Source organism: Bradyrhizobium sp. UFLA05-108 (genome assembly GCF_059803455.1).
Genome location: NZ_JBANAZ010000009.1, coordinates 122,358 through 145,556, shown reverse-complemented (window position 1 = coordinate 145,556; position 23,199 = coordinate 122,358). Strand labels below are relative to the sequence as shown.

Here is a 23,199-nt window from a genome sequence, read left to right as displayed (position 1 = left end):
GACAAAAGTTTCGTCGAATAAGTGTCGACAAAAACGACAACAGGGGAAGTGTCATGATGAAAGCCGTCGCAACTGCGGCAGATACCGCAGAGCGCGTCGCCGGCCAGCAGGGCTCGGTGCAGTCGCTCTATCTGGAAGCTTTGACTCTGGTGGAGCGGCTGCATCGCCGCTTGCTCGACGTCATCAAGGATGAATTCGATCGTCGCGGCCGCGCCGACATCAACTCGGTGCAGGCGCTCTTGCTCTACAACATCGGCGACAAGGAGCTGACCGCAGGCGAGCTGCGTACGCGCGGCTACTATCTCGGCTCCAACGTCTCCTACAATCTGAAGAAGCTCGTCGAACTCGGCTTCCTCGATCATCAGCGCTCGCGCGTTGATCGCCGCTCGGTGCGCATCCGTCTGACCCCGCAGGGCCAGGAAGTTCGCCGCATCGTCGACGCTCTCTACCAGAAGCACGTCAAGACGGTGGAGCAGGTCGGCGGCATCTCGGGCGAGGAGTTCTCCACGCTGAACAAGTCGCTGCATCGCCTCGAGCGGTTCTGGACCGACCAGATCCTATATCGGCTCTGATTTTTTCGGAAGGATCAAGGCTAAGCCGGCCCCAAACAAGACCGGCGTGCCTTTCCGAACGTGCCTGAACTTCCCCAATCGCGCCGGCCCGGCTTTGCCCGGACCGGCGCGTTTTGTGTTTTTGCACCTGCGAAAAAAGTAACTCGTTTGCGGAACCAGCCGTCAGCTCGCGGCTTATCCCCTCCGGATCGGAGGCGTGCGATGCTGGTCGAGCGCGGACTACAGACGATGAACGTGGAGATCGTGAGCGAGGCTTATGCCATCGCCGCGAATTATCTGCGCAGAGCCGGTGCACTCCCCGATACGCTCGTCACCGATGAGCGGCTGTTGAAGATCATCGTGCAACTGTTCCAGCACGGCGAATTCAACAAGATCAGGCTCGCCAACAAGGCGATCGCCAAATTCGAAGCTGCCTTCGAGGCTGGCGCGTTTGCCTGACAGCGTTCCCCAAAATTCGGACCAAGCAGAGGATGCCATGGAAGCCGCCATCGACCGCATCATGAAGACCTATGACCTCTTGGCCAACCGCACCGCTGCGGCGAGTGAGGAGGCGAGGGCCAAGGTGACGAACTACCTCAATACGCTGGTTGAGGCGGGCGAGAAGGACACGCATCGGTTGACGGTCTGCGGTCTGACCTATCTTCGTGAGCTCGACGGCAGCATCGACCCGGTGAAGGCTGGTTATACCGGTTTGTGAGGAGAGGCGGCCAAGTCCATCTCAAAGCCGGAGGAAGCGGTTGCCGGCGCCGTCTGGGCGCCGGTCGGCGGGCGTGACAGCGGCCGGCCGTTAACGATTGGCCAGCATCCCAGCGCAGGCGAATTCGTCTTTCGGGCCTCCAGATCCCCCGATCCCCACCATATCTGGCATAATTGTCGTCCCCGACCCGCAAAAGCTTGGCCGGGGCGAGCCGATGTGGTAGATCGCGCGTGCTTCCAACCGCCACACAAGACCGACCGTAGCCCGCCAAAAAGGCTGCGGCGTTGGAGATATTCGCCGATGACTTCCGCAAAAACCGCCTCCGCGCCCGATTCGTTTTTCACGGCCTCCGTTGAGCAGGCCGACCCGGAAATCGCCGCCGCCATCAAGGGCGAGCTGGGCCGTCAGCGCCACGAGGTCGAGCTGATCGCCTCCGAGAACATCGTCAGCCGGGCCGTGCTGGAAGCGCAGGGTTCGGTGATGACCAACAAATATGCGGAAGGTTACCCCGGCGCGCGATACTACGGCGGTTGTGAATGGGTCGACGTTGCCGAGAATCTTGCGATCGATCGCGCCAAGCGGCTGTTCGGCGCCAACTTTGCCAACGTGCAGCCGAACTCGGGCAGCCAGATGAATCAGGCCGTGTTCCTGGCGCTGATGCAGCCTGGCGACACCTTCATGGGCCTTGATCTGGCCGCCGGCGGCCATCTCACTCACGGTTCGCCCGTCAACATGAGCGGCAAGTGGTTCAAGGCCTCGCACTACACGGTGCGGCGCGAGGACCAGATCATCGATATGGATGCGGTCGCCAAGCAGGCCGAAACGGTCAAGCCGAAGCTGATCATCGCCGGCGGCTCGGCCTATTCGCGCGCCTGGGACTTCAAGCGTTTTCGTGAGATCGCCGACAGCGTCGGCGCGTACCTCCTGGTCGACATGGCGCATTTCGCGGGCCTCGTGGCCGGTGGCGTGCATGCTTCGCCAGTGCCTCATGCCCACGTCACCACCACCACGACCCACAAGTCGCTGCGCGGTCCGCGCGGCGGCCTGATCCTGTGGAATGACGAGACGCTGACCAAGAAGCTCAACTCGGCGATCTTCCCGGGCCTCCAGGGTGGGCCGCTGATGCATGTGATCGCAGCGAAGGCGGTCGCATTCGGCGAGGCGCTGCGGCCGGACTTCAAGGTCTACGCCAAAAACATCGTCGAGAACGCCAAGGCTCTCGCGGAAACGCTGCGCGGCCACGGGCTCGATATCGTGTCCGGCGGTACCGACAACCATCTGATGCTGGTTGACCTCAGGCCGAAAGGCCTGAAGGGCAACGTCTCGGAGAAGGCGCTGGTCCGCGCGGCCATCACCTGCAACAAGAACGGCATCCCCTTCGATCCCGAGACGCCGTTCGTCACCTCGGGCCTGCGTCTCGGCACGCCGGCGGCGACCACCCGCGGCTTCGGCGTTGCCGAGTTCAAGCAGGTCGGTGGCTTGATCGCTGAAGTTCTGAACGCCATCGCGCAGTCGTCCGACGGCAAGGCGCCGCTGGTGGAAGCCGCGATCAAGGAACGGGTCAAGGCGCTCACCGATCGTTTCCCGATCTACCAGTAAAGCCGGATAACAAGCGGATGCGCTGTCCCAACTGCAACAGTCTCGATACGCAGGTGAAGGACTCGCGTCCGACCGAGGATTCGTCCGTGATCCGCAGGCGCCGCATCTGCGTCGCCTGCAATTTCCGCTTCACCACCTTTGAGCGCGTGCAACTTCGCGAGCTCACCGTGATCAAGCGCAACAGCCGCCGCGTGCCGTTCGATCGCGACAAGCTGATGCGCTCGGTGCAGATCTCCTTGCGCAAGCGGCCGGTCGAGCCCGAGCGGGTGGAGAAGATGGTTTCTGCCATCGTGCGCGAGCTCGAGACTGCCGGCGAAGCCGAGATCTCCTCGGAGGTGATCGGCGAGACGGTGATGGAGCATCTGCGCACGCTCGACGACGTCGCCTATGTGCGCTTCGCCTCCGTCTACCGCAATTTCCGCGAGGCCAAGGATTTTGCCGACGTGCTCGGCGAGCTTTCCGGTGAGGAGGAAGCGCGGCTCGCCGCGATACGCAAATGATCTTCCGCATCCTGGAGGATCAGCTCGCGCAGAAGGCCCGTGAGTCCAAAGACGCCGATCGTCGCTTCATGCAGCTTGCGCTGGCGCTCGGCCGGCGCGGGCAGGGGCGCACCTCGCCGAACCCTGCCGTCGGCGCCGTCATCGTCAAGGACGGCGTGATCGTCGGTCGCGGCTGGACGCAACCGGGCGGCCGTCCGCATGCCGAGCGCGAGGCGCTGCGGCGCACGGGCGAGGCGGCCCGCGGCGCCACACTCTACGTCACGCTCGAACCCTGTTCGCATTTCGGCAAGTCGCCGCCTTGCGCGGACGCCGTGATTGCGGCTGGCGTCAAGCGCGTGGTGGCGGCGATCGAGGATCCCAATCCGGAGGTCGCAGGACAAGGCCACGCGCGCTTGCGCGCCGCTGGCATAGCCGTCGATGTCGGGCTCTGTGCTGTGGAAGCGGCCTACGACCATGCCGGCCATTTCCGCCGCATCCGCGACAAGCGCCCGCATGTAATCCTGAAGCTTGCGGTCTCGCCCGACGACAAGATCGGGGCCGCCGGCGGCAAGCCGGTCGCGATCACGGGGGAGGCTGCGCGCAACCGCGTGCACCTCCTGCGTGCGCAGAGTGATGCCATCCTGGTTGGCATCGGCACGGTGCTTGCGGACGATCCACTCCTGACGTGCCGCCTGCCGGGCATGGAAGCACGTTCTCCGGTGCGCATCGTGCTCGACCGGAATTTTCGCATTCCGGCGTCGAGCCAACTCGTCCATTCCGCACGCGAGGCGCCGCTGTGGGTGATCGGCTCGGAGCTGGCGGAAGCTGCCTCAGCCACGCGGCTCGGCGCGGCCGGCGCCCAGGTCATGCGCATGCCGCCCGGCAGCACGCCGGGGCTCGATCTTCCTGCGATACTGCAGGCACTGGCCGAGAAAGGCATCACACGGCTGATGGTCGAGGGCGGCAGCCACGTGGCCTCGTCCTTCGTCGCGGCCGATCTGGTGGATGAAATCTGGCTGTTCCGTGGGACGGAAGCGATCGGCGCCCATGGCGTCGATGCGCTCGATGCATTGCCCCTGTCGAAAATCACGCAGTCGCCCGCCTTCAGGGTTCATGCTAGCGAAACATTCGACAGGGATACTCTCACCATCTACGAGCGCGCTTAATGTTCACCGGCATTGTCACTGATATCGGCGAGATCGTCAGCCTGACGCCGACGGCGCAGGGCCAGTTGCATCGCTTGCGCATCGCCTGCCGCTACGATCGTGCGACCATCGCCGATGGCGCCTCGATCGCCTGCAACGGCGTCTGCTTGACGGTGGTGGCTTCCGGCGTCGAAGGTGGCAAAACCTGGTTTGACGTTGACGCGGCTGCCGAGACGCTGGCGCTGACGACGGCAAAGCACTGGAAGACGGGTACGAAGCTCAATCTCGAGCGCGCGCTCAAGATCGGCGACGAACTCGGCGGTCACATCGTCGCAGGCCACGCCGACGGGATCGCGACCCTCGTCAGTCGCGAGGATTTGCCCGATATGGCGCGGTTCGAGCTCAAGACCACGCGGGAGCTCGCGCGTTTCATCGCGACCAAGGGCTCGATCACGCTGGACGGCGTGTCCTTGACCATCAATACGGTCAAGGACGTGACCTTTTCGGTCCTGATCATCCCGCACACCCTCAGCATCACAACCATTGGTGCATGGCGCACCGGGGACGAGGTCAATATCGAGGTCGATCTGATGGCCCGCTATGCGGCGCGGCTGACCGAAATGAAGTGACGGCGCCGCCGCCATTCGCGGCGATAGCGTCTTTTGAACTTGGCTTAACCGCTTGCGGCGACTACATAACGCGCCGACCTCAGTAGAACGGATTGAACGATGGCAGACGCGCGGCGCGCACCCCTGAAGGACCAGACCGACATTTCCGGCGCGCGTGCGCTGATTGTCGAAGCGCGCTTCTATGACGACCTCCAGGATGCGCTTCTGGAAGGCGTGGTCGCCGAGCTGATGGCGGCCGGTCTCACCCATGACGTGATCACGGTTCCCGGCGCGCTGGAAATCCCCGCGGCCGTGGCCATCGCGGTCGACGCTGCTGCGAGCAACGGGAAACCCTATGACGCCGTGATCGCGCTCGGTTGCGTGATCCGCGGCGACACCATCCATTTCGAGATCGTCTCGCAGGAATCCTCGCGCGCGCTGATGGATCTTGCCGTGGCGCGCAAGCTGCCGCTCGGCAATGGCATCCTCACCGTCAACACCGAGGAGCAGGCCTGGGCCCGGGCTCGCGCCAGCGAGCTCAACAAGGGTGGCGATGCCGCGCGCGCGGCGCTTGCCATGCTGCGCATCAAGCGCCGCCTGGCGCGGGCCTGAGCCATGGCGGACACCAGCAAGAAACAGCCCGGCGGGGTGGAGAAAAAGGCGAACCGACGCGGCGCCGCTCGGCTCGCCGCCGTGCAGGCGCTCTACCAGATGGACATTGCGGGCGCCGGCATCAATGACATCTTTGCCGAGTTCGAGAGCCATTGGCTCGGCAACGAGGTCGAAGGCGATAAGTATCTGCCGGCGGAAGCTGCCTTCTTTCGTGACGTCGTCTCGGGCGTCGTGCGCGACCAGAAGAAGCTCGATCCCCTGATCGACGAGGCGCTGTCGAAGGGCTGGCCCCTGAAGCGTATCGAGGCGATCCTGCGCGCAGTGCTGCGGGCAGGGGCCTACGAGTTGGAGCATCGCAAGGACGTGCCGGGCCGCGTCGTGGTCTCCGAATATGTCGACGTCGCCAATGCTTTCGTCGATCGCGAGGAGACCGGCATGGTCAACGCGGTGCTCGACCAGATTGGCCGCCACTTCCGCGGCGACGAGTTCGGGCGGTAGTCGTTACACATTCCGCTGTCATCACCCGCGAAAGCGGGTGATCCAGTACGCCGCGGCAGCGGTAATTGATCTCGGGCGTCTCGGCCTACTGGATCGCCCGGTCAAGCCGGGCGATGACAGTGGTGCGTGTGGATAGGCCGATGGCAAACGCTACAAATATCTCCGGCGAAGACTCGCTTATCGCGCGCTATTTCAAGCCGCTGGCGACTGACCCCGGCGCATTCGGGCTGGTCGATGATGCCGCCATCCTGAAATCCTCCGGCGAGGACATCGTCGTCACCACGGACGCCGTGGTCGAAGGCGTGCATTATCTCGCTAGCGACCCGCCCGATACCATCGCCCGCAAGGCGTTGCGGGTGAACCTGTCCGATCTTGCGGCGAAGGGCGCCACGCCGGCAGGCTTCGTGCTGACGCTGGCGCTCCGCAGCAAGGACGATGCCTGGCTGAAGCCGTTTGCCGATGCGCTCGGCGAGGATGCCAAGAACTTCACGTGCCCGCTGCTTGGCGGCGACACGGTCTCCACGCCCGGACCGCAGATGATCTCGATCACGGCCTTCGGCCGCGTGCCCCTGGGGCGGATGGTCGGCCGCACCGGGGCCAAAGCCGGTGACCGCATCATGGTGACCGGCACGATCGGCGATGCCGCACTCGGTCTCGCGGTGCTCAAGGGCGATGCTGCCGCGAAGGCGCTGGCATCCGATCCGGCCGCACGGGACGTCGTGGTCGCGCGCTACCGAATCCCGCAACCGCGCAACGCGCTGGCGCAGGCCGTGCGCGACTGTGCGAGCGCTGCGATGGATGTCTCTGACGGGCTTGCCGGCGATCTCGCCAAGCTCTGCGCAGCCTCAGGCGTATCAGCCACGATCGATACGGCCAGCGTGCCCCTGTCGGCGCCGGCCGCCGGCCTCGTTGCGCGCACCGCCGTCGGGATCGAGGCGCTGCTGTCCGGTGGCGATGACTATGAGCTTCTGTGCACTGTTCCTGAGTCGCGCTGCGCCGACCTGATTGTGGCCGGGCGGGCGCTGGGCGTGGCCGTGACCGCCATCGGAACGATAGTGCCGGGAAATGAGGCCCCGCGCTTCCTGGATGGCGCGGGCCGGGAACTGGTCCTCAAGCGGCTGTCCTACAGCCACTTCTAGCAATTTCCGCGAAACGGACGCCTACGACCTAAGGACCTGTCGAGATCGACGATTTTCGCGCCTGCGGCGTTGCACGGGCATGGCGGATTTGGCAAGGTCCCCGCCCATCGGGGCTGCTCCTTTTGGGGAGGAGCGGTCCCGCGTTAAGGCGCCACTCCGTCACAACGGGAAAGAATCGGCGCTGGGGGTACATCAAGGATCTGAGGCAAAATTCACATGACAGCATTATGGTTGATAGTGCTCTGCGGAGTGCTCTCTGTCGTCTACGCGATCTGGGCTACGTCTTCGGTGTTGGGCGCGGATGCGGGGTCGCCGCGCATGCAGGAAATCGCCGCAGCGGTCCGCGAGGGCGCTCAGGCCTACCTGCGACGCCAGTACACGACGATCGGCATCGTCGGCATTGTCATCTTCGTGCTGCTCGCCTATTTCCTGGGTATCTACGTCGCCGTCGGCTTTGCCATCGGCGCCATCCTGTCGGGAGCCGCTGGCTTCATCGGCATGAACGTCTCGGTTCGCGCCAACGTGCGCACCGCGCAGGCTGCGACGACGTCGCTCGCCGGCGGTCTCGAACTCGCCTTCAAGGCTGGCGCCATTACCGGCCTTCTGGTCGCGGGCCTCGCGCTCCTCGGCGTGACCCTCTATTTCGGCTTCCTGACCTATTCGCTGAAGCTTGCACCTGACAGCCGCACCGTCGTCGACGCCATGGTGGCGCTCGGCTTCGGCGCCTCGCTGATCTCGATCTTCGCCCGTCTCGGCGGCGGCATCTTCACCAAGGGTGCGGACGTCGGCGGCGACCTCGTCGGCAAGGTCGAGGCCGGCATCCCCGAGGACGATCCGCGCAATCCGGCGACGATCGCCGACAACGTCGGTGACAACGTCGGCGACTGCGCCGGCATGGCCGCCGACCTGTTTGAGACCTACGCGGTGACCGCGGTCGCCACCATGGTTCTGGCAGCGATCTTCTTCGCCAAGACGCCGATCCTCGCCAGCATGATGACGCTGCCGCTCGCGATCGGCGGCATCTGCATCATCACCTCGATCATCGGCACATTCTTCGTGAAGCTCGGGCCGAGCCAGTCGATCATGGGCGCGCTCTACAAGGGCCTGATCGCAACCGGCGTCCTGTCGCTGATCGGCATCGCCGGCGTGATCTACTACCTGATCGGCTTCGGCAAGCTCGAGGGTGTCGACTACACCGGTGCGGCGCTGTTCGAGTGCGGCGTGGTCGGCCTCGTCGTGACCGCGCTGATCATCTGGATCACCGAGTACTACACCGGCACCGACTATCGTCCGGTGAAGTCGATCGCCCAGGCCTCGGTGACCGGCCACGGCACCAACGTCATCCAGGGCCTTGCGGTTTCGATGGAGGCGACAGCGCTGCCCGCGATCGTCATCATCGCCGGCATCCTCGTCACCTACAGCCTTGCCGGCCTGTTCGGCATCGCGATCGCGACCGCCACCATGCTGGCGCTCGCCGGCATGGTCGTCGCGCTCGACGCCTTCGGCCCGGTGACCGACAACGCCGGCGGCATCGCCGAGATGGCGGGCCTGCCCAAGGAAGTACGCAAGTCGACCGACGCGCTCGACGCGGTCGGCAACACCACCAAGGCAGTGACCAAGGGCTACGCGATCGGCTCCGCCGGTCTCGGTGCGCTGGTGCTGTTCGCGGCCTACAACCAGGACCTCAAGTTCTTCGTTGCGGACTCCGCGAAGCATACCTACTTCGCAGGGGTCAATCCGGACTTCTCGCTCAACAACCCCTACGTCGTGGTGGGCCTACTGTTCGGTGGTCTGCTGCCGTATCTGTTCGGCGCGATGGGTATGACTGCGGTCGGCCGTGCGGCCGGCGCGATCGTCGAGGAGGTCCGACGTCAGTTCCGCGAGAAGCCGGGAATCATGCAGGGCACCGACAAGCCCGACTACGGCAAGGCGGTCGATCTTTTGACGAAGGCGGCGATCAAGGAGATGATCATCCCCTCGCTCTTGCCGGTGCTCTCGCCGATCGTCGTCTACTTCGTGATCTACGCGATCGCGGGCGGCGGCGCGGCCGGCAAGTCGGCGGCATTCTCGGCCGTCGGCGCCATGCTGCTCGGCGTGATCGTCACGGGTCTCTTCGTCGCGATCTCCATGACCTCGGGCGGTGGCGCCTGGGACAACGCCAAGAAGTACATCGAGGACGGTCATTTCGGCGGCAAGGGCTCCGATGCCCACAAGTCCGCCGTGACCGGCGACACCGTCGGCGATCCCTACAAGGACACGGCCGGCCCCGCGGTGAACCCGATGATCAAGATCACCAACATCGTGGCGCTGCTGTTGCTGGCGATCCTCGCGCACTGAGCAGCAGGGACAGCGCAAAACAAAACCCCCGCGGCGCAGGCCGCGGGGTTTTTGTTTTTTTCCCGTTGTCATTCCGGGGCGATGCGAAGCATCGAACCGGAATCTCGAGATTCCGGGTTCGGTCCTGCGGACCGCCCCGGAATGACTGACACCACCTACTGCACATCCATCTGAAGGCCTTCCTTCTGGATGATGCTCGCGAACTTCTTCGTCTCGGCGTCGACGAAGTCGGAAAACTGCTGCGGCGTGCCGTAGTCGGCGCGTGCGCCCATCGCGGCGATGTTCTTCCTGATGTCCTCGCGCGCGAGCATCGCCTTGACCTGCAGATTCAGCGCCTCGAGCACTGGGGCGGGCACGTTCTTTGGCAGGAACACGCCGAACCAGGATGACACGTCGAAATTGGCAAGCTCCGGCGCGCTCTCGCGCATGGTCGGAAGGTTGGGTGCGAGTTCGCTGCGCTCCGGCGTGGTGACGCAGAGCCCGTTCAGCGTGCCGTTCTGCACCTGCGGCAGGCTCGGATAGAGGTTGTCGAACAGGACCTGGATGTCGCCGGCAAGCGCCGCCTGGAGCGCGGGGCCGGCACCGCGGAACGGGATGTGCGTCATCTTCAGCCCGGTGAGCTGGAGGAACCAGGCGCCGGTGAGGTGAGGGCTCTGGCCGACGCCGGAGGAGGCATAGCTGAACTTGTCCGGATTGGCCTTGAGGAAAGCGATCAGCTCTCCGATCGACTTGATGCCTGTCTTCGGATGCGCCGAGACGATGTTCGGGATCCTGATCATGTTGGAGACCGCCTGGAGCTGCTCCGCCTTGTAGCTGAGGTTCTTGAAGATGCTGTAGGCGATCGCGTTGGGGCCGGGGTTGCCGATCAGGATGGTGTGGCCATCCGCTTTGGCGCGCGCGGCTTCCGCGGTGCCGATGGTGCCGCCGCCGCCTGAGCGGTTCTCCACGACCGCCGACTGGCCCCAGACGGTTTGCAGATGCGCCGCGAGCAGTCGTCCCATGACGTCGGTCGAGCCGCCGGCGGCGGCCGGCACGATGATGCGGATGTTCTCGGTGGGCTTCCAGTCTGCCAGGCTCGTGCGCGGCAGAATCGCCGCCGTCGACAGGGCTGCCGCGCCGGTCAGCACGCGCCGGCGGGAAAACGATGTCCTTGTCACGAATCCACTCCCTGCCTCTTGTTTTGCAGGGAGCGTAGGGAAGGCGCCGTGCAACCGCAAGCAGCGCGGGGCGGCACGACGCCGCAGCCTGGCCTCAGTTGAAGCTGAGCAGCTTGAACAGCGGCGCGAGGTAGCTGAGCTCCTGGCCCGAGGTCGGCGTGGTGCGGCTGATGAAGTCGAAGATCTTGCCGTCCTGCAGGCCGTAATTCGCGAGCCGGCGGACGCGCCGATTCTTGTCGAAGTAGATCGCGATCACGCGCTGGTCGACCACACTCTGGTTCATGAAGGCGACCGGACGCTGGGAGCGCTGGGAGATGTAATAGAACACCTCGCCGTCGAGCGTTGCGACGGTGGAGGGCGTGCCCATCACGATCAGCACCTGGTCCTGGCTCGCCCCGAGCGGAATCTGCTCGAGCGCACCGGGCGGCAGGATGTAACCCTTCTGGAATTGTTCGCCGGTGCAGGCGGCAAGCGCCACGCTGACGAGCGCCGCGGCGGCGACGGCGCGCCAGCGCGCGTAACGGCCGCGCACCTTGGCGCTGCGGTGGCTGGTCTGGCTCGAATTGGTCATTCTCGGAACTATCCCGTCCCCTTGCGTCGCGCGAGGCGCTGAAGTACCGGGCAGACGCGGCGAGCGCAACCCGCGCGCACACGCATGCGGAACCCACAATGCTCTGGCCGTTCAAACACTTCAGGAAACCCCGGCTAGCCCCGCGCGGCACCATTGAGGCCATCTATGGCATGATCGTGACGCAGGCACGAGAACCCATGTTTTACCGGGACTTGGCCGTCCCGGACACAGTTAACGGCCGATTCGACCTGCTTCTCTTGCATTTGTGGCTCCTGCTGCGCCGGCTGCGGGCGGCTTCCGACGGCACCGAGCTCTCGCAGGCGCTGTTCGACCGCTTCTGCGAGGACATGGACGACAATCTGCGGGAGATGGGCGTCGGGGATCAGACCGTCCCCAAGCGGATGCGGGCCTTTGGCGAGGCCTTTTATGGCCGGGCCCGGGCCTATGACCAGGCCATGGACGAGGGCGACGAGGCGCTGGCGTCGGCGTTCTGCAAGAATATCTTGAATGGGACGGACAGCGCGCAGGCGCGGCGGCTTGCGGCCTATGCCAAGGCCACCGAGGCCGATCTCGCCAGGGCCGACCAGGGCGCGCTGCTGCGCGGTTCATTTGCGTTTCCACCGCCACCAGGGGAGCATGTGGCGCCATGACCAGACCCAACGCCGGACCCGAGACCGATCCGTGGCGCGCGCCAGTGATCGTGGCGCAGATCCCGGACACCGGCCTGCATCGGGACATCGAGGCATCGAGCCGCGAGCGCGAGGCCATGGCCGAGGTCGCGGGTGTTCGAGAGATCCTCTCCGCCCAGGCCTCTTTCGACGTATCCCCGAAGAGCGGCGGGCGGGTTCATGTCACCGGCAAGGTTCGGGCGCGAATCGGCCAGACCTGCGTGGTGACTCTCGACCCGATCGAGAGCGAGATCGACGAGGAGATCGACCTGGTGTTCGCCCCCGAGGCGGAGGCACGGCGACTGGCCGATCTCATCGAGGAGGGGCAGGACAGCGACGACGCGGAGGCCGTCCCCGAGCCGCCGGAGGCGATCATTGCCGGCGTCATCGACCTCGGGTGGCTGGCGACGGACGCCCTGTTTTTGGGCATCGACCCCTATCCGCGCAAGCCGGGGGTGGTGTTCGAGGCGCAGGTGACGGCGCCCGATCCCGGGGATCACCCCTTTGCCGTGTTGAAGGCGCTTCAGGACAAGCCCAAACGCAAATGAGGGCAAATCCCAGTGGGTCTGTGGCGGGCTTGCTTTGCGTTGTGCATGAATGGTTTGCCTCGTCAGGTCCAAAGATTGTTTCATCCGTTTGATTTCACGATGTTTTTCTCGCCGGGATGGGCCCGATTCGTGATCGTCCGGAATCCAAAAGACTGGGGGCAAGAGGTTGTTTCGGGGTGACAAAACGCTATTGTCGCGGCCCGGTCCGGGTGCGGTGTGGCGCCTGGCCGATCGCTGTTGATGATGGCGAACCCATTTCGCGGCCCCTCGAGTTCTTAGACCGCACGAGATCAGGTTTCCGGGACGTTCATGCCAAGCAAGGTTCGAATCGCGCTTGACGCCATGGGAGGCGATGTCGGCGCGCCCGTCGTCATTCCCGGCGCGGCCATCTCGCTTGCCCGGCATTCGGATATCGAATTCCTGCTGGTCGGCGACCGCGCCAAGATCGAGCCGGAGCTCCAGAAGCACGCCTCGCTGAAGGCCGCCGCGAAGGTGATCCATACCGACGTCGCCGTCAGCATGGAGGACAAGCCGAGCCAGGCGCTGCGGCGCGGCCGCAAGACCTCCTCGATGTGGCTCGCCATCGATGCGGTCAAGAAAGGCGAGGCGGATGTTGCGGTCTCCGCCGGCAATACCGGTGCACTGATGGCGATGTCGCGCTTCCACCTGCGCACGCTGCCCGGCATCGACCGCCCGGCCATCGCCGGGATGTGGCCGACCAAGCGTGGCGAGTCTGTCGTGCTCGACCTCGGCGCCACCATTGGCGGCGATGCGCACCACCTGGTGTCGCTGGCCGTCATGGGCGCAGCGATGGCGAGCGTGCTGTTCGACAAGCCGCGCCCCTCGGTTGGTCTGCTCAATATCGGAACCGAGGAGATCAAGGGCCACGAGGAGATCCGCGAGGCCGGCGAAACACTGCGCGCGATGAATCTGCCGGAGCTCGACTATCTCGGCTTCGTCGAGGGCGACGGCATCGGCAAGGGGCTGGCCGACGTGATCGTCACCGAGGGCTTCAGCGGTAACATCGCGCTAAAGGCAGCCGAGGGAACCGCGCGGCAGATGGCGGAACTGCTCCGCAATGAGATGCAGCGGAGCTGGATGTCCAAGCTCGGCTACCTCTTCGCGCGCGGCGCTTTCCAGGCCCTGCGCGACAAGATGGACCCGAACAAGTCCAATGGCGGTGTGTTCCTCGGATTGAGGGGACTCGTGGTCAAGAGCCATGGCGGAATCAGCGCCGAAGGCTTTGCCTATGCGATCGATGTTGGCTATGAGATGGTCCACTACGATCTCCTGACCAAGATCAATCAGATGCTCAACCGCGACGGTGGCGCGTTTAGTTCCGTGCCGACCGCGCAGGAGGCTGTTTCGTGACTCAAATTCGATCGGTCGTGCTCGGCTGCGGCAGCTATTTGCCGGAGCGTGTCGTGACCAATGCCGAGTTGGCAGCCCGCATCGACACGTCGGACGAGTGGATCGTGCAACGAACGGGCATTCGTGAGCGTCACATCGCGGCCGACGACGAGTTTACCTCGCACCTTGCGATCAGGGCGGCGCGCGCCGCGCTCGCGCATGCCCGGCTCGACCCGCAGGCGATCGACCTGATCGTGCTCGCGACCTCGACGCCCGACAACACGTTTCCGGCGACCGCAGTCGCCGTTCAGCACGGACTCGGCATCAACCATGGCGCGGCGTTCGACCTGCAGGCGGTCTGCTCCGGCTTCGTGTTCGCGCTCGCCACTGCCGACAACTTCCTGCGCACGGGCGCCTACAAGCGCGCGCTGGTGATCGGCGCGGAAACCTTCTCGCGTATCCTCGACTGGAACGACCGCGGCACCTGCGTGCTGTTCGGCGACGGCGCGGGCGCGATCGTGCTGGAAGCGCAGACGCAGGCCGGCAAGACCTCCGACAGCGGCGTGCTGACCACGCATCTGCGTTCGGACGGTCGCCACAAGGCCAAGCTGTTCGTCGATGGGGGCCCCGGCTCGACCAGGACGGTCGGCCATTTGCGCATGGAAGGCAAGGAGGTGTTCAAGCACGCCGTCGGCATGATCACCGACGTGATCGTCGATGCCTTCAACGCCACCGGCATGACCGCCGAGGACATCAACTGGTTCATCCCGCACCAGGCCAACAAGCGAATCATCGATGCGTCCGCCCACAAGCTGCATATTGCGCCGCAGAAGGTGGTGCTGACCGTCGACAAGCACGGCAACACCTCGGCGGCCTCCATTCCGCTGGCGCTCTCGGTCGCAGTGAAGGACGGTCGGGTGAAGAAGGGCGACCTGCTGCTGTTCGAAGCCATGGGCGGCGGTTTCACCTGGGGTTCCGCACTCGTCCGCTGGTAGTAGAGCGCGTTCGATAAAATTTTGCCGAGATTGCGGGCCACTTTGGCGACTCAAAGCAGGGATGAGCGGGTTGACCGTCGTCTCGTAACCTCATAATTTTAGACGACAATTGTTCGCCGTGATGTGGGGCAGGGCGATGACCGAGACTAGTAAAACCGTAACGCGTGTTGATCTCTGCGAGGCCGTCTACCAAAAGGTCGGCCTGTCGCGGACGGAATCGTCTGCCTTCGTGGAACTCGTGTTGAAGGAGATCACCGATTGCCTCGAGCGGGGCGAGACGGTGAAGCTGTCCTCGTTCGGTTCCTTCATGGTGCGTAAGAAGGGCCAGCGTATCGGCCGCAATCCGAAGACCGGTACCGAGGTGCCGATTTCGCCGCGCCGGGTGATGGTGTTCAAGCCGTCCGCCATCCTGAAGCAGCGGATCAATTCGCAACACAAGGCCAATGGCGACGGCAGCAAGACTCAAGCCGAGGCATAATCGCCTCCCATAGGAGAGCCGCATTTGGACAAGGCGCCGGATGCGTTCCGCACCATCAGCGAAGTAGCGCAGGACCTCGACATCCCGCAGCACGTCCTGCGGTTCTGGGAGACCCGCTTCTCCCAGATCAAGCCGATGAAGCGCAGCGGCGGCCGCCGCTACTACCGCCCCGACGACGTCGACCTGCTCAAGGGCATCCGCCGGCTGCTCTATGGCGAGGGCTATACCATCCGCGGCGTGCAGCGGATCCTCAAGGAGCACGGCATCAAGTCGGTCCAGGGGCTCGCCGATTCGTCGGCCGCGGTCTCGTTCGGCGCGATCGAGGACGCGATCGGCCAGAGCCTGATGGAGCCCGAGGAGGAGCCCGAGATCCGCGGCGTCGCCGATACCGACGATGACGACTACCAGGGCGAGGAGGAGGAAGGCATCGATTTCCGCTTCGCCGAGATCGACGACGAGGAAATCCTCACCACCTTCCGCAAGGGCGCAAGCGAACGCGCTGGCCCGAGCCCGGCCGACCGGGAGCGGCTGGAGCGGGTGCTCCAGGACCTCGTCGCCTGCCGCGAACTGCTCGACGAGGCGCTCAAGGTCGGCTGAGCAGGGGCATCCTGCGACTTCAAGGGGATGTTCCCGGTTTTCCGGGCGGTTCAGGCGCCTTGCGCAAAGCCGCGATCCTAGCTATGGGAACGGCATTCGGAGCGTGGCGCAGCCCGGTTAGCGCACTAGTCTGGGAGACGTCGGCGCTTATCCGGTTTTCGTTTTATCTGTGAGCGCGTTAGTCGCATCTTCCGCGCTATTCCGGGAATTATTCCGGGACTTTTCGCCAGCTTCCATCGCGTCCCGGACATCATCAATCATCGCGTGAGCGTACTTCGCCGTCGTAGCGATATCGGAATGCCGCAACAGCTTCTGAACGGCCTTGAGATTGCCGGTGGCCCTCAGAATGCCTGTAGCGGCCGTGTGGCGGTTGTCGTGGAATCTGTAGTCTAGAAGCTTTGCGTCAAGCTTGGCGCGTCGCCATTCGGTCTTAAGACCCTCGCGCGTCATGGGGTAGCGCTGGCCGCGAATCCTCTTCGGGGCGCGCCGTTGTGCCACGTACGTGAACACGTACTCACCATTATGGACGCGAAGCGGAAACAGTAGTTCGCGGATACCCGGAGATATCGGGATTGTCCCAATAACGCGTCCTTTCCCTAGGACCGTGATCTTTCGGCCCTCCCAATCCACATCTTTCCACAGGAGCCCCGGAAATTCTTTACCCGGTACGATTTCGCAGAGCCTGCAGCCAGACAACATCGCGAAGCGCACCACCGGGTGATAGTCGTCGCGCAATTGGGCGAAGAGAGCCGTTTCCTCAGACATGGTCATTTCCCGCACGCGCTCTTTCGGCTCAGGCAGCAAATGACGTTTCCAGTCGATCTTATTGACCTTCTGAGACCATATGTCGCGCGCGCGATTCAGTATCTTCCGAAGCGGCTCAATAGCGCTGCGGTTCACGGTGGCTGGTTGAACACCTTCACCGCGTCTAATCCCAACAAGGCGGGCAACCAGCGCATCGTCGATCGCAGATAGCCGGACGTTGCTTCCAATCTCGCGCTCGAGCCAGCTAATCGACCACTGACAATTCTTAGGTCCGTCGCCCTTTAGGTGCTGTCCGACTTGCAGATAATAGCGCGCGGCGGCGGTCGCGAAGGTGAGTGGAGCGTTTTCCTGTGCCGTGAGGGCTTTGACTTCTAGGCGTGCCTCGTCCTTCCGGCGCTTCTCGAAGCCCTCAGCCTCTCGCTTGCCAGTGCAGCCTGTAGAACCGGTGAACCGAACGCCACGGATGAAGAAGTCATAGGCGTAGTAGGGGCTCTTCTTTGGCTTGTAGACGGACAATCGAACCTCCTACGCGATTCAATGAAACGGTTCAGGTCGTCAGGATGAATCTTGCGACGAAGCCTTTGCCGGCCGGCGCCTGTGACGATGTAGGGTAGGTCGCCCGCCGAGATGTGTCGTTCGACTGTCCGCTTGCAGACGCCTAGCTTGCCTGCCGCTTCGTCGATCGAGAAAAGGCGCTGGTTGTCGTTGGCTGGCGTCGGCAATTGATTTGCAGTCACAGATGTCCCCAAAATATGCTTGTCGGTGTACCGTACATTCGGTACGGTCGTCAAGATGTTTCCAGAAATGATCTAGGATCATGAAGTGCGCGATTTCAAACTTCTTGCCGCTCAGGTCAGGGCCGCTCGCGCCCTTTTAAATTGGAGCCAAAACTATTTGGCCGAAGGCATCAACGTGCGCCGAGCTACGATCGCGGATTTCGAAGCGGGCAAGAGCGAGCCGCACGAGGGCACCTTATTTGTGATGCTCAGCGAGCTAGAGAACGCCGGAATCGATTTCAGCGATAAGGGAGTGCAGTTTCGTAATTGGCCGCCGAAGCCGTACGTGCCGGCTGGGGTCAAGCAAAAGAAGAGCGGCGCAGCGCGGAAGAAATAATTTCTAAACACACCGCGCGACCTCGCGTCGGCAACGCGCGAACTACATCACTCATGCATTCGCAACACCGCTCGACAGAGTCGGTGAGCGGTGTAGTGCGCGCAAAACAAAGCCCGCCTCCATACGACATGTTTGGAGGCGGGCGTTGATGTTTGCATTCACCAAGGACCATATCGGACGCACCGGGGCTGGCTTCGAGGCGTCTAGTCCAAGATTTACAATCACAGATTATCCCACCGAATGCCACCCAGTAGTTTTACGTGGCAGTATTTCTACGGATTATTCGCCCTGTGGAAAACAGTAAGATTTGTCTTGCCGGGGCTGGCATTTCGATTCCGGACTCTCATTTCAACCGGCAAGGGGTCGCTGCGAGGCGGCCCCTTTCGATTCCGGGCGCGTTCGCCCTATCCGAAGTTGCGTATCTGGCGCGCGACTTGGACAATTTTGGAAAATTCCACAACGCTTTCAGGTATGGCGGCGCGCGACAGAGAATTTCTGGAAACACCTCGATTTTTGAGCCGTTTTCAGCTATACGCTATTCATGTCGGTGCCGCTCAAGCGCGCCGGCAAATCACCAACAACAGCGGTCTGTCAGCTGCCGTGCGCGCGCGGGGGCGCGTTATTGTTTGCATAGTATGGGGGATTCTCTCCCTCATAGAACGACCCAGCGACGCTCTACAAAGCGGCGAAGGGAGACGTGCGTGCAAATCTAGATGAAGGGATTGAAGTAGAAGCGATGAGCAAAGAGATAGCCTACAACAGCGGAGACGCAAAACAAGGAGAGGAGAAATGATCTTATATCACTTCACCCCCGCTGATCGCCTTGAATCGATTCTAACCGAAGGCTTACTGCCCCAATTCGATCGTCACGACGTTGTAGGTGGAAGCGAAGTTGTGTGGTTAACGGAGCGAGCCAATACGCACCTGACACCGGCCGAAACTGTCGCGGTCTTTAACTGCTCCGGTGTTTGGATGGAGCATTGGCTTGAACTAAATAATCCAGTGCGTCTTGCGGTTCGCATTCCGTCGCACGATCGAAAGCTTTTTAGATATTGGCCGTGGTTAAAAAGGCATTGGCGGCGGGGCATGCCGAACCCGGATGGCGAGTTCGGCGATTTTAGCGGCATAAGGATCACTGGATTTCTTTTAGAAGAATTTTGCCTTCTCAGATCATTGCCGTAGCGGACAACGATAACCTGTCGCAAGCGAACGCGGCTTAGCTAGCACCACTCACTCCGAAGGAGACCCAATCCGCGCCGGCAACGCGGAACGCGAAACCTATTCTCTAATGACCGTCCAGAAGGACGGCAAATTCCAAGTTGATGTTCTGGGGAACGAAATTGAAAAGAACGATTACCGACGAAGTTGGCACCGGCCCGCTTGAAATCGTGGACCTAAGCGTCAACGCAAATGCACTGGCCACAGAGGACAGGACTCCTTCTATCGCCTTACGGACGTCCGACAACACGGCTGCTATGGACGGCGGCAGGCAACGCAATGAATTGAATCTCAAGAGCGACCCGCCGCTACCGCTAGAAACGCTTGTCGCTGCCAACAACAATGGTCCGACATCCGCATACCACGATGCTGTGACGAAAGCCGTTGAACGCCGTGAGCGCGGCAAAGGTAGCGAGCCGAAGATGGAGCGTTACCACATCAAAGTAATGTTCGAACGTGTCGAACTTGGGAACGGCGAGGCGGAAAATCATTTGCATTGGTATTGTGTAGAGCGCCTCAGACGAGACCTGATGATCGCGAGAGGCGAGCCGGTTAACGACACTATCGAATGCCAATGGCGCGAGACCATGCTGCCGTTCACCGAAGGCGAGCTTGGTAACGAAATAACGTCGGTTGATAGCGACGAAGGTCTGATCCTCTCCGACGATATGGAATTTGAAGACAGCGACACAACGTCCGAATGTCGCGTTGTCGATAATGCCAAGGAAGAACTTGAGAAAGCGGAAGTCAGACTGCATGCGGAGCAAGTGATTGCGCTAGCCGGCAACGTCATGGGCAGGGATTTCGAATTGCTCCGCGACGCGATCGAGTCAAACTTGACCACTGAGAAAATCGGCAAGGCGGATGGTTCTCGCGACGCTGCAAGTGCTAGGGCGCACGGCAAGGGGCTGTTGCGCGCAGCCCTACGCAATCTCGCGCGGTTCTATGACGGCCTTGACCGGCTTGAGAGAGACGGCGCGCGTCCACAACAGATCTGGCCGTTTGTCGGCGTTAGTAAGCCTCTTGACCGATTGACTTGGCGCTATCTCAATCAAGCACGCGGTCCGGTCATTCAGTTGGCGGCCTAAGTTATTGTCCGGACGTTGATTTTTGTGGCGTCGACGTCACGCATTCGGGGTGTGCCACAATAAAAATAGGTGACGAGTTGTCCCCAACTCGTCTTCTGGACTTGGAGACTTGGCCGGCCGGCTTCTCTCGCACCGGTCGGACTTTTTCCCGGAACACTTCGCGCGTTGCCGTCTCAATCCCGGCATCGCTCGGCGGGTCGAGCCAGCGCGGATAATCCGCGACGCGCTGCGCTCCCCATCAACACGCGCCAAGCCGAGCTAACGACCTCTCGGTGTGGCGCGTGTTTTTCTAACACCAACGCACGGCGAAAATCGCCGTGCATCAACAACCAGCAACCTATGGAGAACTAGCCGTGCCCGCGGCACCTGAACTTTTGAAAGCCTTTCCGAGCCTAACTGGTATTCGCGCATCAACGGTGAATGCCGTGTATCGCGTCGAGCGCCAAAACGACCTCATCCCCAAATGCGAGGGGTCAAACTATGTAGAGGTGGACAGTACACACGCGGTCCTACTGCTCTTCGGCACTGTTGCCAATGTCCCGGCGCACAATGCCGCGAAAGCGGCGATGCTGTATTACGATCTTCGCGACGAAGACGGGGACCGCGCCGGTGACGCAATCGCGCGAATGATCAATTCTTTCAATCCGTCGAACAACGCGATCAACTTCGCTGCCCACTCATACCGTGCCTACATCACGGTCGATCTTGAAACCCCGCGTGTAACGATAGTTCGCGAAGGCACACGCGACGAGACAGTTTTCGGTGTGAAAGCGCGGAAGTCGTCCGACATCTTTGTTTCGACATCAAAGCGAATATCCGGCGACGTCCTGTTCTCGCTTGCCGCGTTCATGAACAAAGATGTTTGGGACAAACGTAAACTCAAAGCAGCATAAAGAGCATCATTTATGACGAAATCTACTGAACTTTCTCCCGAGGCACGGGAATTTACCGATGCCACGCGCGCTCTCGCCATTGCGGCAGCACAGCGCGACGAACTGGATGCGAAACTGCGTCGCGTCTCTTCGCCGAACTTCGTGCCAGATGACAATTCCGAAGAACGTCGCGCAGCGATTCTTCGCAACGAGACACCGCCGCCGCGAAAGACGCGCGACCTAGTAATCGCCGAAACGAAAGCGCAATACCTTAACAGCGTTGAAGCGTACGAAATCCATAAAGAGCAGCACGCGCAAGCGCAGAAGCAGGAAGAAAAGCGAGTTCAGAAGGACGTACAGCCTTCAATCGAGGCTGACGAAAAGCTTATAGCACAGTGCCTAGCTCAGGCTTATCCAGCCCTCAGGCGGATTGAGCAGACCAGAGGCAAACTCGTTGGCAGGGGGTTCGGCTTCTTCCCGCCGTGCCGTTTGGATACGGCAAGGGTATTCAGGGAATCTACTTTGGACCGTGGTTCTGACCTGGCGCAGTTGCTGCGTCAGGCCGCGAGCCTTGACTACATCAAGTTGCCGGAATGGCTTCGCTAATGGAATACGCTAGCAATGGGCAACGACTCGGCGAATGTAAGCTTGATCCTGGCACCTACGAAGTTCGCGGGAATAAGGTCTATCGCGTGGACGATCACGAAAGCGAAGCCACCGACAAGCACGACGCTGCGGCGGAACGGTTCAAGCGTGCGTTGGGTCAGTTGCTGAATGAGTAGCTTCAACATCGACGATAACGGTAAGATCGAAGGTTGGGGCGCCTATTTTTCGAACAGAGACAGCCACGGCGATGTTGTAGAAAGACACGCCTTTCAAGAGACGCTTGCCAACGCAAGGCGGACGGGCCGAATGCCCGCGATGCTGCTTCAGCATGGCATGGGAAATCAATTGGAGGACGAGCTACCAATTGGCGTCTGGCATGACATGCACGAAGACGATCACGGCTTGCGCGTGACTGGTAGGTTAGCAATACCCAACCGGCGGGCCGGCGACGTCCACGCATTAATAAAGGCCGGGGCACTAAACGGCCTGAGTATCGGGTTCATCGCGAAGAAATTCACGATGCTGCCGAAAGGCAGTGACGTTCGCCGCAGGCTTCATCAAATCGACCTGCGGGAAGTCAGTATTGTTCATTACCCCTCGAACGACTTGGCCCGCATAACGAGCGTAAAATCGCGGGCCAGTGACGACCCGGTCACTCGCGCGCTGGCGCGTTTAGCCGAAGCGCTGCGCTCATAAATCATTACATCGAAGGAATCTAAATCATGGCCCTTAGTGGCGTTCATATTACTTGCGGATTCACCGGCCAGCATGGCGGCTCTCATGGGCAAGTTGCTCTTCTAGGCAAGGCCGTTTGGTCACAGACCATGTCATCGGCCGGCACGACTGCACAGGCTAGCCCATACGAGTCTCAGGTTGAGGGAGAACCGGTCTTCTCGCTCTATTCGACTGCAGATATTTTTTACGCGATCGGCGCTAACCCGGATGCAACTAGCGGAACGCGACGGTTCCTGCCGGCAAGCACTCCCGTTGATATCTTCGGAGACAGGGCAGGCGGCGAAAAGGTTGCTTGGATTCTGGCGTAGTCTCACTTAGGCGGCGCTCGCATTGGGCGCCGCTTACCCGCAACGCACGCGGCGGGATGTTTTCGCGTGCACATTCTTGAGAGCAATAGAAATGGATTTGAACAACAAACAAAACTGCATCGCATCCTTGTCAGGCAGCTTCGCGCGAACGGGCCGCTGGCGTCATGGCATGCAAAAGAGATATCCCAACGACGTTCGAAACGGACAGGCCGCAGAGCGACTTTCGCAGCTTGCGAATGAGGTTGTAAGTTTGAGCGATGAGCAGTGGGAACAACTTCTCCCGTTTTACAACTGGGCGTCCGAAGCGTGGAACGATGCTGTCTCAGAAGCAAGCCGGCATGTCGAGATGCGCCCACACGTTCGCACGCTGCAGGGCTTCGTGAATGATCTGGTCGCTATTCTTACCGAACAGCGCTCTGCCGCCTAACAACCAACTAGTCTTGA

General features: G+C 62.0%; 28 protein-coding genes and 1 pseudogene. 25 read left to right on the top strand and 4 right to left on the bottom strand.

Going from position 1 to position 23,199, the window contains the following annotated elements:
- The first annotated feature begins 53 nt into the window (after positions 1-53).
- The 11 genes from ldtR to SO140_RS09515 all read left to right on the top strand — a co-directional run bounded on the left by ldtR (position 54) and on the right by SO140_RS09515 (position 9,686).
- Positions 54-572 (top strand): transcriptional regulator LdtR, encoded by a 519-nt coding sequence (ldtR, locus tag SO140_RS09565; protein ID WP_027522899.1) that lies wholly within the window; start codon positions 54-56, stop codon positions 570-572.
- Between the two features lie 201 nt (positions 573-773).
- On the top strand, positions 774-1,010 hold the full coding sequence (locus tag SO140_RS09560; RefSeq protein WP_449380686.1) for a hypothetical protein: 237 nt from the start codon (positions 774-776) through the stop codon (positions 1,008-1,010).
- Between the two features lie 37 nt (positions 1,011-1,047).
- Entirely contained in the window at positions 1,048-1,269 is a 222-nt protein-coding gene (locus SO140_RS09555; RefSeq protein WP_449380685.1) for a hypothetical protein, read from the top strand.
- A gap of 300 nt (positions 1,270-1,569) precedes the next feature.
- Positions 1,570-2,868 carry a serine hydroxymethyltransferase gene (gene glyA, locus SO140_RS09550; RefSeq protein WP_449380684.1) on the top strand — a complete coding sequence of 433 codons (1,299 nt, stop codon included), beginning with the start codon at positions 1,570-1,572 and terminating at the stop codon, positions 2,866-2,868.
- 17 nt (positions 2,869-2,885) lie between these two features.
- Positions 2,886-3,368, top strand: a complete 483-nt coding sequence (nrdR, locus tag SO140_RS09545) for a transcriptional regulator NrdR (RefSeq protein ID WP_449380683.1) — start codon at positions 2,886-2,888, stop codon at positions 3,366-3,368.
- Positions 3,365-4,513, top strand: a complete 1,149-nt coding sequence (ribD, locus tag SO140_RS09540; protein WP_449380682.1) for a bifunctional diaminohydroxyphosphoribosylaminopyrimidine deaminase/5-amino-6-(5-phosphoribosylamino)uracil reductase RibD — start codon at positions 3,365-3,367, stop codon at positions 4,511-4,513. The genes nrdR and ribD overlap by 4 nt, the downstream gene beginning before the upstream one ends.
- A complete protein-coding gene (locus SO140_RS09535; RefSeq protein WP_449380681.1) occupies positions 4,513-5,121 on the top strand; it encodes a riboflavin synthase in 609 nt (202 codons plus the stop codon). Before ribD ends, SO140_RS09535 begins: the two co-directional genes overlap by 1 nt.
- 99 nt (positions 5,122-5,220) lie before the next feature.
- Positions 5,221-5,712 (top strand): 6,7-dimethyl-8-ribityllumazine synthase, encoded by a 492-nt coding sequence (gene ribH / locus SO140_RS09530; RefSeq protein ID WP_449380680.1) that lies wholly within the window; start codon positions 5,221-5,223, stop codon positions 5,710-5,712.
- A 3-nt stretch (positions 5,713-5,715) separates the two neighbouring features.
- Positions 5,716-6,210: a transcription antitermination factor NusB gene (gene nusB, locus SO140_RS09525; RefSeq protein WP_284263106.1), complete on the top strand. Its 495-nt coding sequence runs from the start codon at positions 5,716-5,718 to the stop codon at positions 6,208-6,210.
- Between the two features lie 140 nt (positions 6,211-6,350).
- Complete coding sequence (gene thiL / locus SO140_RS09520) at positions 6,351-7,349, top strand: thiamine-phosphate kinase (RefSeq protein ID WP_449380679.1); 999 nt, start codon at positions 6,351-6,353, stop codon at positions 7,347-7,349.
- 216 nt (positions 7,350-7,565) lie between these two features.
- The gene (locus SO140_RS09515; protein WP_449380678.1) at positions 7,566-9,686 is read left to right on the top strand and encodes a sodium-translocating pyrophosphatase; all 2,121 of its coding nucleotides are present in this window, start codon (positions 7,566-7,568) and stop codon (positions 9,684-9,686) included.
- A gap of 155 nt (positions 9,687-9,841) precedes the next feature.
- Here SO140_RS09515 and SO140_RS09510 read toward each other — a convergent pair whose 3' ends face one another.
- The gene (locus SO140_RS09510) at positions 9,842-10,843 is read right to left on the bottom strand and encodes a Bug family tripartite tricarboxylate transporter substrate binding protein (RefSeq protein ID WP_498542533.1); all 1,002 of its coding nucleotides are present in this window, start codon (positions 10,841-10,843) and stop codon (positions 9,842-9,844) included.
- A gap of 94 nt (positions 10,844-10,937) precedes the next feature.
- On the bottom strand, positions 10,938-11,414 hold the full coding sequence (locus tag SO140_RS09505) for an outer membrane protein assembly factor BamE (RefSeq protein WP_449380676.1): 477 nt from the start codon (positions 11,412-11,414) through the stop codon (positions 10,938-10,940).
- A 98-nt stretch (positions 11,415-11,512) separates the two neighbouring features.
- Between SO140_RS09505 and SO140_RS09500 the strand changes: the two genes are divergently transcribed.
- The 6 genes from SO140_RS09500 (at position 11,513) to SO140_RS09475 (ending at position 16,050) form a co-directional block, all read left to right on the top strand.
- A complete protein-coding gene (locus SO140_RS09500; protein ID WP_449380675.1) occupies positions 11,513-12,064 on the top strand; it encodes a ubiquinol-cytochrome C chaperone family protein in 552 nt (183 codons plus the stop codon).
- Positions 12,061-12,630 (top strand): YceD family protein, encoded by a 570-nt coding sequence (locus SO140_RS09495; protein WP_449380674.1) that lies wholly within the window; start codon positions 12,061-12,063, stop codon positions 12,628-12,630. The genes SO140_RS09500 and SO140_RS09495 overlap by 4 nt, the downstream gene beginning before the upstream one ends.
- A gap of 309 nt (positions 12,631-12,939) precedes the next feature.
- On the top strand, positions 12,940-14,001 hold the full coding sequence (gene plsX, locus SO140_RS09490; RefSeq protein ID WP_449380673.1) for a phosphate acyltransferase PlsX: 1,062 nt from the start codon (positions 12,940-12,942) through the stop codon (positions 13,999-14,001).
- Entirely contained in the window at positions 13,998-14,975 is a 978-nt protein-coding gene (locus tag SO140_RS09485; protein WP_449380672.1) for a beta-ketoacyl-ACP synthase III, read from the top strand. Before plsX ends, SO140_RS09485 begins: the two co-directional genes overlap by 4 nt.
- A gap of 136 nt (positions 14,976-15,111) precedes the next feature.
- The gene (locus SO140_RS09480; protein ID WP_254095658.1) at positions 15,112-15,453 is read left to right on the top strand and encodes an integration host factor subunit alpha; all 342 of its coding nucleotides are present in this window, start codon (positions 15,112-15,114) and stop codon (positions 15,451-15,453) included.
- Between the two features lie 24 nt (positions 15,454-15,477).
- A complete protein-coding gene (locus SO140_RS09475; protein WP_449380671.1) occupies positions 15,478-16,050 on the top strand; it encodes a MerR family transcriptional regulator in 573 nt (190 codons plus the stop codon).
- A 147-nt stretch (positions 16,051-16,197) separates the two neighbouring features.
- On the opposite strand, the gene SO140_RS09470 is transcribed toward SO140_RS09475, so the two are convergent.
- On the bottom strand, positions 16,198-17,331 hold the full coding sequence (locus SO140_RS09470; RefSeq protein ID WP_498542532.1) for a tyrosine-type recombinase/integrase: 1,134 nt from the start codon (positions 17,329-17,331) through the stop codon (positions 16,198-16,200).
- 20 nt (positions 17,332-17,351) lie between these two features.
- Positions 17,352-17,552: pseudogene (locus tag SO140_RS09465) on the bottom strand (helix-turn-helix domain-containing protein); the annotation flags it as partial.
- Positions 17,553-17,637: 85 nt separating this feature from the next.
- Here SO140_RS09465 and SO140_RS09460 point away from each other — a divergent pair.
- From SO140_RS09460 to SO140_RS09425, 8 genes are all read left to right on the top strand, one after another.
- Positions 17,638-17,928: a helix-turn-helix domain-containing protein gene (locus SO140_RS09460; protein WP_498542531.1), complete on the top strand. Its 291-nt coding sequence runs from the start codon at positions 17,638-17,640 to the stop codon at positions 17,926-17,928.
- A 789-nt stretch (positions 17,929-18,717) separates the two neighbouring features.
- On the top strand, positions 18,718-19,110 hold the full coding sequence (locus SO140_RS09455; RefSeq protein ID WP_498542530.1) for a hypothetical protein: 393 nt from the start codon (positions 18,718-18,720) through the stop codon (positions 19,108-19,110).
- 158 nt (positions 19,111-19,268) lie between these two features.
- The gene (locus SO140_RS09450) at positions 19,269-20,234 is read left to right on the top strand and encodes a hypothetical protein (protein WP_498542529.1); all 966 of its coding nucleotides are present in this window, start codon (positions 19,269-19,271) and stop codon (positions 20,232-20,234) included.
- A 353-nt stretch (positions 20,235-20,587) separates the two neighbouring features.
- Positions 20,588-21,127 carry a hypothetical protein gene (locus tag SO140_RS09445; protein ID WP_498542528.1) on the top strand — a complete coding sequence of 180 codons (540 nt, stop codon included), beginning with the start codon at positions 20,588-20,590 and terminating at the stop codon, positions 21,125-21,127.
- Between the two features lie 12 nt (positions 21,128-21,139).
- The gene (locus SO140_RS09440) at positions 21,140-21,712 is read left to right on the top strand and encodes a hypothetical protein (RefSeq protein ID WP_498542527.1); all 573 of its coding nucleotides are present in this window, start codon (positions 21,140-21,142) and stop codon (positions 21,710-21,712) included.
- Positions 21,712-21,888, top strand: coding sequence for a hypothetical protein (locus SO140_RS09435; protein WP_498542526.1), 177 nt, complete (start codon positions 21,712-21,714; stop codon positions 21,886-21,888). Before SO140_RS09440 ends, SO140_RS09435 begins: the two co-directional genes overlap by 1 nt.
- Complete coding sequence (locus tag SO140_RS09430) at positions 21,881-22,408, top strand: HK97 family phage prohead protease (RefSeq protein ID WP_498542525.1); 528 nt, start codon at positions 21,881-21,883, stop codon at positions 22,406-22,408. Before SO140_RS09435 ends, SO140_RS09430 begins: the two co-directional genes overlap by 8 nt.
- A gap of 438 nt (positions 22,409-22,846) precedes the next feature.
- Positions 22,847-23,182: a hypothetical protein gene (locus SO140_RS09425; RefSeq protein ID WP_498542524.1), complete on the top strand. Its 336-nt coding sequence runs from the start codon at positions 22,847-22,849 to the stop codon at positions 23,180-23,182.
- The last annotated feature ends 17 nt before the right edge of the window (positions 23,183-23,199 follow it).